Annotated in this window: 14 protein-coding genes; 8 read left to right on the top strand and 6 right to left on the bottom strand. The window is 68.2% G+C overall.

Translation table 11 applies throughout. The features are described from left to right. Positions 1-1,037, top strand: a 1,037-nt coding sequence (gene proB, locus RMN86_RS15050) for a glutamate 5-kinase (RefSeq protein WP_309606667.1), incomplete at its 5' end; no start/stop codon positions are given. Here proB and RMN86_RS15045 read toward each other — a convergent pair. Further along, on the bottom strand, positions 1,027-1,626 hold the full coding sequence (locus RMN86_RS15045; RefSeq protein WP_309606666.1) for a nucleotidyltransferase family protein: 600 nt from the start codon (positions 1,624-1,626) through the stop codon (positions 1,027-1,029). The genes proB and RMN86_RS15045 overlap by 11 nt on opposite strands. Before the next feature lie 29 nt (positions 1,627-1,655). Between RMN86_RS15045 and moaA the strand changes: the two genes are divergently transcribed. From moaA to moaC, 5 genes are all read left to right on the top strand, one after another. Beyond that, a complete protein-coding gene (moaA, locus tag RMN86_RS15040; protein ID WP_309606665.1) occupies positions 1,656-2,696 on the top strand; it encodes a GTP 3',8-cyclase MoaA in 1,041 nt (346 codons plus the stop codon). A gap of 165 nt (positions 2,697-2,861) precedes the next feature. Then, a complete protein-coding gene (locus RMN86_RS15035; protein WP_309606664.1) occupies positions 2,862-3,101 on the top strand; it encodes a MoaD/ThiS family protein in 240 nt (79 codons plus the stop codon). 12 nt (positions 3,102-3,113) lie between these two features. Further along, entirely contained in the window at positions 3,114-3,569 is a 456-nt protein-coding gene (locus RMN86_RS15030; protein ID WP_309606663.1) for a molybdenum cofactor biosynthesis protein MoaE, read from the top strand. After that, on the top strand, positions 3,566-4,120 hold the full coding sequence (gene moaB, locus RMN86_RS15025; protein WP_309606662.1) for a molybdenum cofactor biosynthesis protein B: 555 nt from the start codon (positions 3,566-3,568) through the stop codon (positions 4,118-4,120). Before RMN86_RS15030 ends, moaB begins: the two co-directional genes overlap by 4 nt. Before the next feature lie 14 nt (positions 4,121-4,134). Then, complete coding sequence (gene moaC, locus RMN86_RS15020) at positions 4,135-4,605, top strand: cyclic pyranopterin monophosphate synthase MoaC (protein ID WP_309606669.1); 471 nt, start codon at positions 4,135-4,137, stop codon at positions 4,603-4,605. Positions 4,606-4,759: 154 nt separating this feature from the next. On the opposite strand, the gene RMN86_RS15015 is transcribed toward moaC, so the two are convergent. Beyond that, entirely contained in the window at positions 4,760-5,287 is a 528-nt protein-coding gene (locus RMN86_RS15015; RefSeq protein ID WP_309606661.1) for an SMI1/KNR4 family protein, read from the bottom strand. 129 nt (positions 5,288-5,416) lie between these two features. Between RMN86_RS15015 and RMN86_RS15010 the strand changes: the two genes are divergently transcribed. Next, positions 5,417-5,659, top strand: coding sequence for a Fic family protein (locus tag RMN86_RS15010; RefSeq protein ID WP_309606660.1), 243 nt, complete (start codon positions 5,417-5,419; stop codon positions 5,657-5,659). An 895-nt stretch (positions 5,660-6,554) separates the two neighbouring features. Here the strand turns inward: RMN86_RS15010 and RMN86_RS15005 are convergent. From RMN86_RS15005 to RMN86_RS14990, 4 genes are read right to left on the bottom strand one after another with little or no spacing between them, the layout of a single operon-like run. Then, positions 6,555-6,692: an entericidin A/B family lipoprotein gene (locus RMN86_RS15005; RefSeq protein WP_309606659.1), complete on the bottom strand. Its 138-nt coding sequence runs from the start codon at positions 6,690-6,692 to the stop codon at positions 6,555-6,557. A gap of 39 nt (positions 6,693-6,731) precedes the next feature. Further along, positions 6,732-8,498, bottom strand: a complete 1,767-nt coding sequence (locus tag RMN86_RS15000) for a sensor histidine kinase (RefSeq protein WP_309606658.1) — start codon at positions 8,496-8,498, stop codon at positions 6,732-6,734. 49 nt (positions 8,499-8,547) lie between these two features. Continuing rightward, the gene (locus tag RMN86_RS14995; protein ID WP_309606657.1) at positions 8,548-9,156 is read right to left on the bottom strand and encodes a sigma-70 family RNA polymerase sigma factor; all 609 of its coding nucleotides are present in this window, start codon (positions 9,154-9,156) and stop codon (positions 8,548-8,550) included. Then, on the bottom strand, positions 9,156-9,401 hold the full coding sequence (locus tag RMN86_RS14990; RefSeq protein ID WP_309606668.1) for a NepR family anti-sigma factor: 246 nt from the start codon (positions 9,399-9,401) through the stop codon (positions 9,156-9,158). Before RMN86_RS14990 ends, RMN86_RS14995 begins: the two co-directional genes overlap by 1 nt. A gap of 194 nt (positions 9,402-9,595) precedes the next feature. On the opposite strand from RMN86_RS14990, the gene RMN86_RS14985 reads away from it, so the two are divergent. Continuing rightward, the gene (locus tag RMN86_RS14985; protein ID WP_309606656.1) at positions 9,596-10,396 is read left to right on the top strand and encodes a response regulator; all 801 of its coding nucleotides are present in this window, start codon (positions 9,596-9,598) and stop codon (positions 10,394-10,396) included. Positions 10,397-10,967: the final 571 nt, after the last annotated feature.

The raw sequence follows: 10,967 nt of genomic DNA, 5'->3' as shown, positions 1-10,967 counted from the left end.
CCTTCGCCGCCGATCTGGCGCGGGTGCGCGCCCGTGGCCAGCAGGTGCTGGTGGTGTCGTCCGGGGCGGTGGCCCTGGGCCGCCGACGGCTCAGCCTGCCAAGACGCGCCCTGACCCTGCCCGAGAAACAGGCCGCCGCCGCCGCCGGCCAGTCGGCCCTGATGCGCGCCTGGGAAGAGGCGCTGGAACCCGTAGGCCTGCACGCCGCCCAGATCCTGCTGACCCGCGACGACACCGAGGTGCGCCGCCGCTGGCTGAACGCGCGCGCCACCGTCGAGACGCTGCTGGGGCTGGGCGTGGTCCCGGTGGTCAACGAGAACGACACCGTGGTCACCGAGGAACTGCGCTACGGCGACAATGACCGCCTGGCGGCCCGGGTGGCGCAGATGATCGGCGCGGACCTGCTGGTGCTGCTTTCCGACGTGGACGGGCTCTATACCAAGGATCCCCGGCAGGATCCGTCGGCGGAGCATCTGCCCCGCGTGACGCGCCTGACGCCCAAGATCGAGGCCATGGCCGGAGGCGCCGACGCCCGCGCCGGCATGGGCACCGGAGGCATGGCCACCAAGCTCGCCGCCGCGCGGATCGCCAGTGCGGCGGGCTGCGCCACGATAATCACGCTGGGCCAGCGGCCGCGGCCGCTGCGGGCGGTGGAGGACGGCGAACGGGCCACGATCATCGAGCCATCGACCACGCCGGCGCAGGCCTACAAGGCCTGGATCGCGGGCTCCCTGGCGCCGGCCGGAGCCCTGGTGGTGGACGAGGGCGCCGCCCAGGCCGTGCGGCGCGGCAAGAGCCTGCTGGCCGCCGGCGTGCGCCGCATCGAGGGCCGCTTCGACAAGGGCGACGCCGTCGTGGTGCGCGACGAGGCCGGCCACGAGATCGCCCGTGGCCTGGTGCGCTACGAAGCCGAGGACGCCGAGAAGATCTGTGGCCTGAAGAGCGACGCCATCGAGGCGGCGCTGGGCTACACCTCCGGCCCCCTGGTCCACGCCGACGACCTGGCGCTGGCGGCCCACGCGGAAGTCAGCGGGTAAGGTCCTCCGGAACATCCACATCGTAGAGCACCCCGTCGTCGGGGCTGTCGATCAGGGCCAGGCCATCGCCCAGGTCCTGCAGCACCCCGCGCGCGCCGGCGTCGCCGGTCAGCGCCAGCAGCCGCGGGAACAGCGCGCGGCTGAGCAGCACCGGATTGCCTCGCCGGCCCCGGAACACCGGGGCGGCGGCCAGGGCGCCGGCCCGCACCGCCTCGGCCATCGGCCGCAGCACCGCGTACGGCGCGCGCGGCATGTCGCCCAGGAACACGAACACGCCGGCCGCATCCTGCGGCAGGCTGGCGATCCCGGCGCGCAGCGAGGCCCCCATGCCCTGCGCGTGATCGGCGGCGTGGACGATCAGCGCGCGCGGGTCGAACGCCCGGGCCGCCGCCGAGACGGCCTCGGCCTCGGCGCCGATCACCACCGTGACGCTACGCACCGGTGCGGCGAAGGCGGCGGCCAGAGCGCCCTCCAGCAGAACGCCCGGCCCCCAGGCGGTGGTCAGCTTGCCGCCGCCGAACCGCGAGCCCGATCCGGCGGCCAGAACCACCGCTTCGAACGCCGATTGCAACGCCGCCCCTGTCGCCAAGCGCCCATCCTCTCTATGTTCGCAGATACATGACGCCCTACGACGCCCCTTCGCCGCAAGCCGCCCCGCGAAACCCGGCCGCCCTGATGGACGGCTATGGCCGCACGGTGACCTATCTGCGCCTGTCCGTCACCGACCGGTGCGACCTTCGCTGCGTCTATTGCATGAGCGAGCACATGACCTTCCTGCCGAAGGTCGAGGTGCTGACGCTGGAGGAGCTGGATCGACTGGCCAGCGCCTTCATCGGGCTGGGCGTGACGAAACTGCGGATCACTGGCGGCGAACCGCTGGTGCGCAAGGGGATGATGGGCTTGATCCAGGGCCTCTCGCGGCATCTGGCCTCCGGCGCGCTGGAAGAACTGACCCTGACCACCAACGGCACCCAGCTGACCCAGTTCGCGCAAGGTCTGGCCGCGGCCGGTGTGCGGCGGATCAATGTGTCGCTGGACACCCTCAAGCCGGACCTGTTCCGCAAGCTGACCCGCGGCGGCGACCTCGCCAAGGTGGTGGCCGGGATCGAGGCGGCGCAAGCCGCCGGGCTTCGGGTCAAGCTCAACGCCGTGGCGCTGAAGGACGACAACGCCGCCGAACTGCCCGACCTGATCCGTTGGGCGCACGGCCGCGATCTGGACGTGACCCTGATCGAGACCATGCCGATGGGCGAGATCGAGGCCGACCGCACCGACCAGTACCTGTCGCTGACGACCTTGCGCTCGGAGCTGGAAAGTTTCTGGACGCTCAAGGACCTGCCTCTGTCGACCGGTGGCCCGGCGCGCTATGTCGAGGTCGCCGAGACCGGCGGCCGCCTCGGCTTCATCACGCCGATGAGCCACAATTTCTGTGAGGCCTGCAATCGCGTGCGGCTGACCTGCACCGGCACCCTGCACTCGTGCCTGGGCCAGGACGACGCCTCGGATCTGCGCGCGGTGATCCGTGGCGGGGCCAGCGACGCCGAGCTGGAAGACGCCATCCGCCTGGCTATCGACGGCAAGCCCAAGGGCCACGATTTCCTGATCGCCCGGTCTTCGGCCCCCGCGGTCGCCCGGCACATGTCCACCACGGGCGGCTAGTGTGCTGAATCTGAAGCTCGCCTTATTGATGGATCAGGCTCTGAGCGAACTTCAGATCCAAAAAAGCACGCTAGAAACAAATGCTTTTCTAGTGTCCTCGTCGATCCCGAAGTTCGTCGGAGCCTGCCACAAGCGCCTGCGAACTTCGGAATCGGGACACTAGCCGTGGCCCGCGTGCTGCTGTTCGGACGGCTGAGCGACGTGGCCGGCTGGCGCGACCGGCAGATCGACAGTCCCTTCCTCTCGGCGTTGAAGTCGCGACTGGCCGACGAGGACGCCGGCCTCGGCGCGGCGCTGGCCGGCGCCGGCGTGCAGGTGGCGCTGGATCAGGTGATCGTGCGCGGCGACGCGGCCCTGAACGCCGGCACAGAAGTCGCGTTCCTGCCTCCGATGAGCGGCGGATAGGGGGCGCCGCGGATGATCCGGCTGACCTTCGATCCCTTCGACCCGGGCGCCCTGCTAAGCGACTTCTCCCGGGGGCGGACTGAGGTGGGCGCTATCGCCAGCTTCACCGGCCTGGCCCGCGCCGACGCCGGCTCGACGGCGATCCTCGAGCTTGAAGCCTATCCGGGGTTCACCGAGGCTGAGATCGGCAAGACCGCCGACCGCGCGAAGGTCCGGTTCTCGCTGGACGACCTGCTGATCCTGCACCGGGTGGGCAGGATCGCGCCCGGCGAGCCCGTGGTGTTCGTCGCCACCGCCGCGCGCCATCGGCGCGAGGCGTTCGAAGCCTGCGACTTCCTGATGGACTACCTGAAGTCCAAGGCGCCTTTCTGGAAGAAGGAACACGGCCCCGACGGCGCCCGCTGGGTCGAGCCCCGCGCGCAGGACCACGCCGATCTGGATCGGTGGAACAAGGAGACACGCCCATGAACGCACCCGTCCTAACCCCCGGCGGTCGCATCGACGAGAAGCTGGCGATCAAGCCCGTGCGGATCGCGGTGCTGACCGTCTCCGACACCCGCGACGAGGAGAGCGACACCTCCGGCCACGTGCTGGCCGAGCGGCTGAAGGCGGCGGGGCACGAGCTCGCCGACAAGGCCATCGTCCGCGACGACATCATGGAGATCCGCGCCAAGATCCAGGGCTGGGTGGCGTCGGGCTTCGTCGAGGCGATCATCACCACCGGCGGCACCGGGATCACCGGCCGCGATGTGACGCCCGAGGCCGTCGAGCCGCTGTTCGACAAAAGGCTCGACGGCTTCTCCGTGGTCTTCCACCTGGTCAGCTATCAGTCGGTGGGCCTGTCGACCCTGCAGAGCCGGGCCACCGCCGGGATCGTCGGCGGCGTGTTCGTGTTCTGCCTGCCAGGGTCCAACGGGGCGGTGAAGGACGGCTGGGACAAGGTGATCGCCCCCCAGCTCGACAGTCGCCACGGCCCCTGCAACATGGTCGAGCTGATGCCGCGATTGCTTGAGACCTGAGGGGGGCTGGCGTGTTGGGCAAGCTCACCCACATGGACGCGACCGGCCGCGCGCGCATGGTCGATGTCTCCGGCAAGCCGTCCACGGCGCGCGAGGCGGTGGCCGAGGGATTCCTGAAGATGAGTCCCGCGACCCTGGCCCTGGCGGTGTCCGGCGAGGGCAAGAAGGGGGATGTGCGCGCGGTGGCCGAGATCGCCGGGGTGATGGCGGCCAAGCGGACCGCCGAGCTGATCCCTATGTGCCACCCGTTGGCGCTCTCCAAGGTCGAGGTGCGCGTCGAACCGGGCGCGGGCGGGCTGGCGGTGACCGCGCGGGTCGCCACCACCGGCCCGACCGGCGTGGAGATGGAAGCCCTGACCGCCGTCTCGGTGGCCTGCCTGACGCTCTACGACATGCTCAAGGCCGCCCAGAAGGACATGGTCATCGAGACGGTGCGCCTGGTCTCCAAGACCGGCGGCAAGAGCGGGGATTGGCTGGCGCCCTAACCCGCTCATCGCCGCGAAAGCAGGGACCCAGGCCATCAGCGAGCATCAAAACGAGCGGGTTCGGGCATGCCCCGCCGCGTCGGCGAGAGTTCTGAACGGTTAGAGGGGCCGTCACTTCGCGACGCGCAGATGCGCCCCGAGCCTCCAACCCATCCTAGGGTGTCGCCCATATGGCCGGGGCACGTGGGCACTTCTCGATGTCGGGGTCGATCTTCAGTTCCCAGCGAGACGGCCAATGCTCCGCATATGCGCGATCGCTGTCCGCCAGGAGCAACAGAAAGGCGCCGAGCGATGACCCCGCCGCCCATTCGGGCTTCTCGTAGCTGCGCTCATGATCGAAGAAGTAGACCGCCGGCGTTTGGACGCCGGGCGTCAGATCCAGGCCGTAGAGGTTCCCGCAACCGTCGTCGAATATCGGGACGGCATTGGTGTGCAGCAACGGGGTCACAAGACTGTCGGGCGAACGCCACCCCATTCGATCGTTCCACTCGGGCGTCTGAGCATAGAACTCGCCAAGGCGCGCGACTCGTTCACGATAGAAGCTGACCAGGTCTGCTGGCAGTTCGCGGCCGAGAAGATGTCCCACGTGCTCAATGACCCGCTTGGAGTGGTCATGACGCTCTCGCTTAAGCAGTCCTCGCTCTTCAAGCTGCCGCGCCGCATCTGAGACAGACATCTTCATAGCGGCCCTCCCTTTCCCGGAAGCCTGTTTGACCGCGGCAACCCGGCCCGCCGAATATAGGGCTCGACCAAGCGGTCAATTCGAAGCTTAGCCTCCATGAGCTCCGCCTGCGACGGAAGCCTATCGGGCTTGTCGCCGAAAGCGTTCGCCGATCAGGCCGCCGCGTTCCTGGCGACCTTGAACGCCGTCCACCCATTCCGGGAGGGCAACGGCCGGACGCAGCTGACCTTCCTGGCCCTGCTTTCCGACCGGGCAGGTCACCCCCTTGATCTCGATCGGCTAGAGCCGGAACAGTTCCTTGCGGCGATGGTCGCGAGTTTCGGCGGCGACACCTTGGACCTCGCAGCTCATGTCCGGCGTCTCATCGGCTAGGAAGGTCCATTCCAGCGGCGGGGCGCTATGGCTTGGCCCAGGAACCGCGTGATCGCTCCGCGATAGCGCGCCTGGGGCCGCTGCTGGCCATTCTCCCATAGGCCGAACGTCCAGCGCCGCACCCCTACGAGCGCTGCGGCCTCCTCAACCGAAAGGTTCAAGCTCCGCCTTCTTCCGCTGAGCTGCGCCGGCAGCGGGTCGCCTTGCTCACAGCGGAATTCAGGTCTACTCGCCCGCAATGACACCCGAACGCCCGGTACCAAAAAGGCTACGGGACCCAGGCGAACGCGTACCGCCAAAATGAGCGGTTTCGGCATGCACAACCGCGTCGGCGGGGTCTTCGCGCCAAGTGAGCCCTTCGCCATCGGTCCGGGAATAGTCATGACGTTCTAGTCGTGTGACTCTGGCGGACACCCGAGCCATTTCCGCACGCTCTCAGCCTGCGCCAACCAGGACGCCGGCGTAGTCCTCGGCGGGTTCCGCAGCACTGCGCAGGCCTCTTCAAGCTCGCCCATGCGGTACAGGTTCAAGGCGATTTCGACACCTAGCGGCCAATCTAGATCAGCCCGCCGGACAACGACCCGCAGGCCCAGGCCCGCAAGGTCGACCAGAACGGCAAGATCGCCTTCGAGGGGCGCATCTGCGGACTTCCAAGGCCTTCGCCGGAAGGGCCGTGGCCTTCCGAACCACCAGCACCGACGGGCTCTTCGACCTGTGCTACCGACGCCACGTCCCGGCTCAGATCGACCTACGTCAGCACGCGATCAAACCCGTCCACCATGTCCCCGGCCTGAACACTCAAGAGGAGGGATGATTAGCACTACAATGTGCGTCTTGGATCTGACGTTCGCTCAGAGCCTGACCCGTCGGGAAGGCGAACGTCAGATCCGCCACGCTAGTGCTTAGCGTCTTCGGCGGTGTTGGTGACGGCCTTGCCGGTGGCCGAAACGTCCTTGCCCGCGCCAGCGACGGTGTTGCAGGCGGCCACGGACAGGCTGGCGGCCAGGACGGCAAAGAGGACGATCTTACGCATGGGGTTCTCCGGGGTTGAAAAATCTCATGGGCAGAACGCCTATGCTGCCGCTTGGTTCCCGCCCCCGACGTTCCCGCCCCCGACTCGGGTTTCAGGCTCGCTTGCGCCGGCCGCGGGCGTCGGGAACAGCAGCCGGGCGGTGATCCCCCCGGCGGCGTTGCGTGTCAGTTCGGAACGGCCGCGCAACTGGCGGGCGAAGGCGGTCATCAGCGTGCGGCCGACACCCGAGGTGGTCAGGGCGTCTTCCCCGGCCTGACCGTCGTCGGAGATATCCAGCTCAGCCTCCTTGCCCCGGACCCGGAAGGTTACCCGCAACACGCCCCCGCGACCGGCAAACGCGTGCTTCTGGGCGTTGGTGATGGCCTCGACAGTGAACAGGGCCAGGGGCGCCAGCCGATCCGGATCGATGACCAGCGCCTCGAGAGAGAGCTCGGTCCTGACCGCCGGGCCGCGCGCCAGCTCGCCGGCCAGGAGCTGGGCGGTGAGCTCCTCGAGAAACGGCCGCAGATCCACCCGCTTCAGATCCGAACCCTGATAGAGCGCGCGATAGATCAGCGCCAGCGCGGTGATCCGCTGACGCGTGTCGGACATGGCGGCCCGCGCCGCGGGATCGGTGAGCGCGCGCTGCTGCATGCTCAGGAGCGATGAGATCACCTGAAGGTTGTTCTTCACCCGGTGATGGATCTCGCGCATCAGCTCGTCCTTGTGCGCGAGATTTTCGCGCAGCGTCGCATCGCGCCCGACGATCGCCTCGGCCATCTGCTCCAGCGTCTCGGCCAGTTCACGGATTTCCGGCGGCATGTGCTCGGCCTGGACGGGCCGCACGCTCAGCCGGCCACGGGCGTAGAGCGCGGCGATCCGTTGCAGGTAGGCGATCCACCGCACCACCACGCGTTCCGTGGCCGCGCTCACCGTCGCCAGCGCCAGGGCGAAGGTCAGCAGCGGAAAGAGAATACCCGAAAGCGGGTTGATCCAGGCCCAGGAGAGGATGCCCGGCGAATGCGCCGACAGCACCACATAGACCTCGTCTCCCGCCACGGGCGCCGCGGCGTAGACCCGGCGCTGCCCCGCGAGGTCGGCGCCATACCAGACGAAGGCGCCATGTTGCCGGACCTGCGTGCGCCAGGCGGCCGGCAGGGCCGGGAAAGCCTTTGCATCGGTCAGGCTGATGTAACGGCCGCTCGCGTCAGCCAGGGCGACGTCGGCATGGGCGGGAAGCGTCGGATCGCTTACCGAGGGTTCCAGGCTGGCGAGCGTGATGACCGCGGCGAAGGCGCCGTCAAACCGCCCGTCCGGCGTTTCGGCCCGGACCGCGGCCAGCACCGCCGGCTCGCGGGTCCGCGTCGCCCCAGCCTCGCCGACGAAGGCCGAGCCGGGGTCACGACTGATGATCAGAGGCTCGCCGTTCTCCAGCCGCTGGAACCAGGACTTCCGCTGCCGCAAGGCGTCTTCGGGAACATAGTTCGCGGCGCAATCGACGCGGCCGAGGCGATCGAAGCGCACCAGATTGGCATAGCCGGGAATATGTCGCGCCACCTCAGCCAGACGGGCGCCACACTGATAGCCGATGGCGCCCGGCGCCAAGGTCTGCAGCAGAATGCCCGCGCCTTCCATGCGCGTGCGCGCGGTGGCCGCGCTGCGTTCCGCGGCGAATCCCAGGTTTTGGCGCAGGGTCTCGCGCTCGCGATCGAAGCCGATGGCCGACTGGATGACGCCGAGCAAAAGGACAGGCAGCAAGGCGGCGGCAAGGGCCGCGATCAGGCGCACCCGGATCGTCTTCAGTGAACTCCACGACCGATCTGTCATGGGCGATCTGTCCCGTTGGCCTTGACCAGGAAGGGGGCGCCGCGCGGCCTCAACGAACGGTGCTTAGTCGCTCCGCGTCCGCCAGGATCGCCCGCATGGCGTCTCCCGCCGAGGCACCGTCGCGATCATAGGATCCGTCCTCCAGGACGGCGTGCAGCGCGCGGCGGGCGCGGCTTACACGACTCTTCACGGTTCCGACCGCGCAGTTGCAGATCTCGGCGGCCTCCTCGTAGGCGAAGCCGCCGGCGCCCACCAGGATCAGCGCTTCGCGCTGTTCCGCGGGCAGCATGGCGAGGCCCAGGCGCAGCTCATCCAACGCGACGGGGGCTTCCGGATCGTCCACCGCGACCAGGGTGCGTTCGGCGGCTTCCTGGTCAAGCTGGGTCTGGCGCCACGACCGGCGTTTTTCCGAATAGAACTGGTTGCGCAGGATCATGAAGGTCCACGCCTTCATATTGGTGCCCATCTGAAAGCTGGCGCGGGCGTCCCACGCCTTCATCATGGCGTCCTGCGCCAGGTCGTCGGCCGCGGTCGGATCTCCGCAAAGGGTGCGGGCGAAGGCGCGCAAATGCGGGATCAGTTGGACCAGTTCACGCTTGAACCCCTCGTCGTCGGAGCTGGGCCGTGAGGGCCGGCGCGTCTCGGGCGGGGCCGACATCAACCCTTCTCCGCCGTGCGACTGTCGGCCCGGCGCAGGATGTCGAGGAATTCGTCCGGCACGTCCTCGTTGACCACATCGTCGAACATCTGGCGCAGCCGCACGCCGATCGCCTGCTGTCGCAGACGCGCTTCGTCAAGCGCCACTGACGGCGTGCGCGGAATCGGTGAAGGCACGTTTTCGATGGCAGTTTCGGCGTATCGCTTGCGCGGCGGCCGCCCCCTCTTGGCATTCCTGTCGACCATCAACGCCCCGCTTCACTTCAGGTTCCCGGCCTATGACGCCCAAGATGCGGAAAACGCCTGGACTTGGGAACCGGTTCCACGCGCCGGCGTTTGATTGCATCGATACGGCTTTGTCTGGGGGAATGTCTTAAGATGGCGGATCGCCAGTTGCAGCCAGAATCACTGCGTTCACTGCCAATGGGAAAGGTCGCCCCATGAGTCTGCTTGCCCGCCTCGCTCCGCATTTGCCCTATGTCCGTCGCTACGCCCGCGCCCTCACCGGCGATCAGACCACCGGCGACCACTATGTCCGTGTCGCGCTCGAAGCCCTGGCCGCGGGAGAACGGGTTCTGGAGGCGGACCTGACCCCGCGCGTCGCCCTCTATCAGGTGTTCCACGCAATCTGGTGCAGCAGCGGCGCCCAGCTCGAGCGTCGCGGCGAGGAAGATGCGGCCCAGGACGATCCGACGCGCCGGCTGATGCGGATCGCGCCCCGCTCCCGGCAGGCGTTCCTGCTCACCGCGCTTGAGGGGTTCACCCCCTCGGAAGCCTCGCAGATTCTCGGGGCCGAGTTTTCGGAGATCGAACAGCTGATCGCTGAAGCGCAGACTGAAATCGATGCCGAACTGGCCACCGACGTGCTGATCATCGAGGACGAGCCGGTGATCGCCGCCGACATCGAGGCCCTGGTCACCGAGCTTGGTCATACGGTCTTGGACATCGCCGCGACCCGCGCCGAGGCGGTCGATGCTGTCGCCCGCAAAACCCCCGGACTGGTCCTGGCGGACATCCAGCTGGCCGATGGCTCGTCCGGCATCGACGCGGTCAAGGATATCCTCGCGCGCTTCGATGTCCCGGTCATCTTTATCACCGCCTTCCCTGAGCGGCTGCTGACCGGCGAACGGCCGGAGCCGACCTTCCTGATCACCAAGCCCTTCCAGCCGGAGACGGTGAAGGCGGCTATCGGGCAGGCCCTGTTCTTCCATCCCCGCAACGCCGCCAAACAAGCGGCCTAGGATTTCTGCAGGGAACCGCTTCAACGATCCGCGGGTATGACGCCCCGTCGCGGCCCGGCGCCTGGTCTGGCTCGGTTGAGCACTGGCGGCGAAGGGTCGGTCATGGCTAGAAGGCCCCGGTTGGCGAGACCGCGTGAAGACGCGCTGCCGGCGCCTCGCCTTCGCCACGTCCGGCACCAGCCGTCGTTCCTGACACGCGGCGGACCCCACAGAGGTCGCGCGATCGGGCGGTTCAGGGGGCGTCGGAAATATTCCGCGGGCGACGGGAACGGTTTCTTTCGGCACGTGTTCTATGCATGCGGAGGCGGCGACGCCCCCCGACTTGAGACCGGCGATACGCCGGTCTGCCGTCTCCGCACCCCCGCTTCCAATGATGCAAGCCCTGCGGGCGGGTTCCTGGACCCGCCCGTCGCTTCGTTCCGCGGCGGCGGCCTCGGTCCCGCCGGCCTAGACCCTGTCCCGGGGGTATTTGATCAAATCAACCCGGACAGAAAAGGGGCGGGGCTATATATTTAGCGCGTGAACAACACAGAGGGTGATTAAAACCCAGGGGGGAGGGGGCTTGGGGGGG

The organism is Phenylobacterium sp. (assembly GCF_031360265.1).
Lineage (GTDB): Bacteria > Pseudomonadota > Alphaproteobacteria > Caulobacterales > Caulobacteraceae > Phenylobacterium.
This window is presented reverse-complemented; position numbering and strand designations above follow the sequence as displayed.

Bases quoted from the DNA above. Each gene is read 5' to 3' on its own strand.
- moaA (WP_309606665.1), top strand. From the start codon at position 1,656: ATGACGCCCTACGACGCCCCTTCGCCGCAAGCCGCCCCGCGAAACCCG.
- RMN86_RS15030 (WP_309606663.1), top strand. From the start codon at position 3,114: ATGATCCGGCTGACCTTCGATCCCTTCGACCCGGGCGCCCTGCTAAGC.
- moaB (WP_309606662.1), top strand. From the start codon at position 3,566: ATGAACGCACCCGTCCTAACCCCCGGCGGTCGCATCGACGAGAAGCTG.
- RMN86_RS15015 (WP_309606661.1), bottom strand. From the start codon at position 5,287: ATGAAGATGTCTGTCTCAGATGCGGCGCGGCAGCTTGAAGAGCGAGGA.
- RMN86_RS15005 (WP_309606659.1), bottom strand. From the start codon at position 6,692: ATGCGTAAGATCGTCCTCTTTGCCGTCCTGGCCGCCAGCCTGTCCGTG.
- RMN86_RS15000 (WP_309606658.1), bottom strand. From the start codon at position 8,498: ATGACAGATCGGTCGTGGAGTTCACTGAAGACGATCCGGGTGCGCCTG.
- RMN86_RS14995 (WP_309606657.1), bottom strand. From the start codon at position 9,156: ATGTCGGCCCCGCCCGAGACGCGCCGGCCCTCACGGCCCAGCTCCGAC.
- RMN86_RS14990 (WP_309606668.1), bottom strand. From the start codon at position 9,401: ATGGTCGACAGGAATGCCAAGAGGGGGCGGCCGCCGCGCAAGCGATAC.
- RMN86_RS14985 (WP_309606656.1), top strand. From the start codon at position 9,596: ATGAGTCTGCTTGCCCGCCTCGCTCCGCATTTGCCCTATGTCCGTCGC.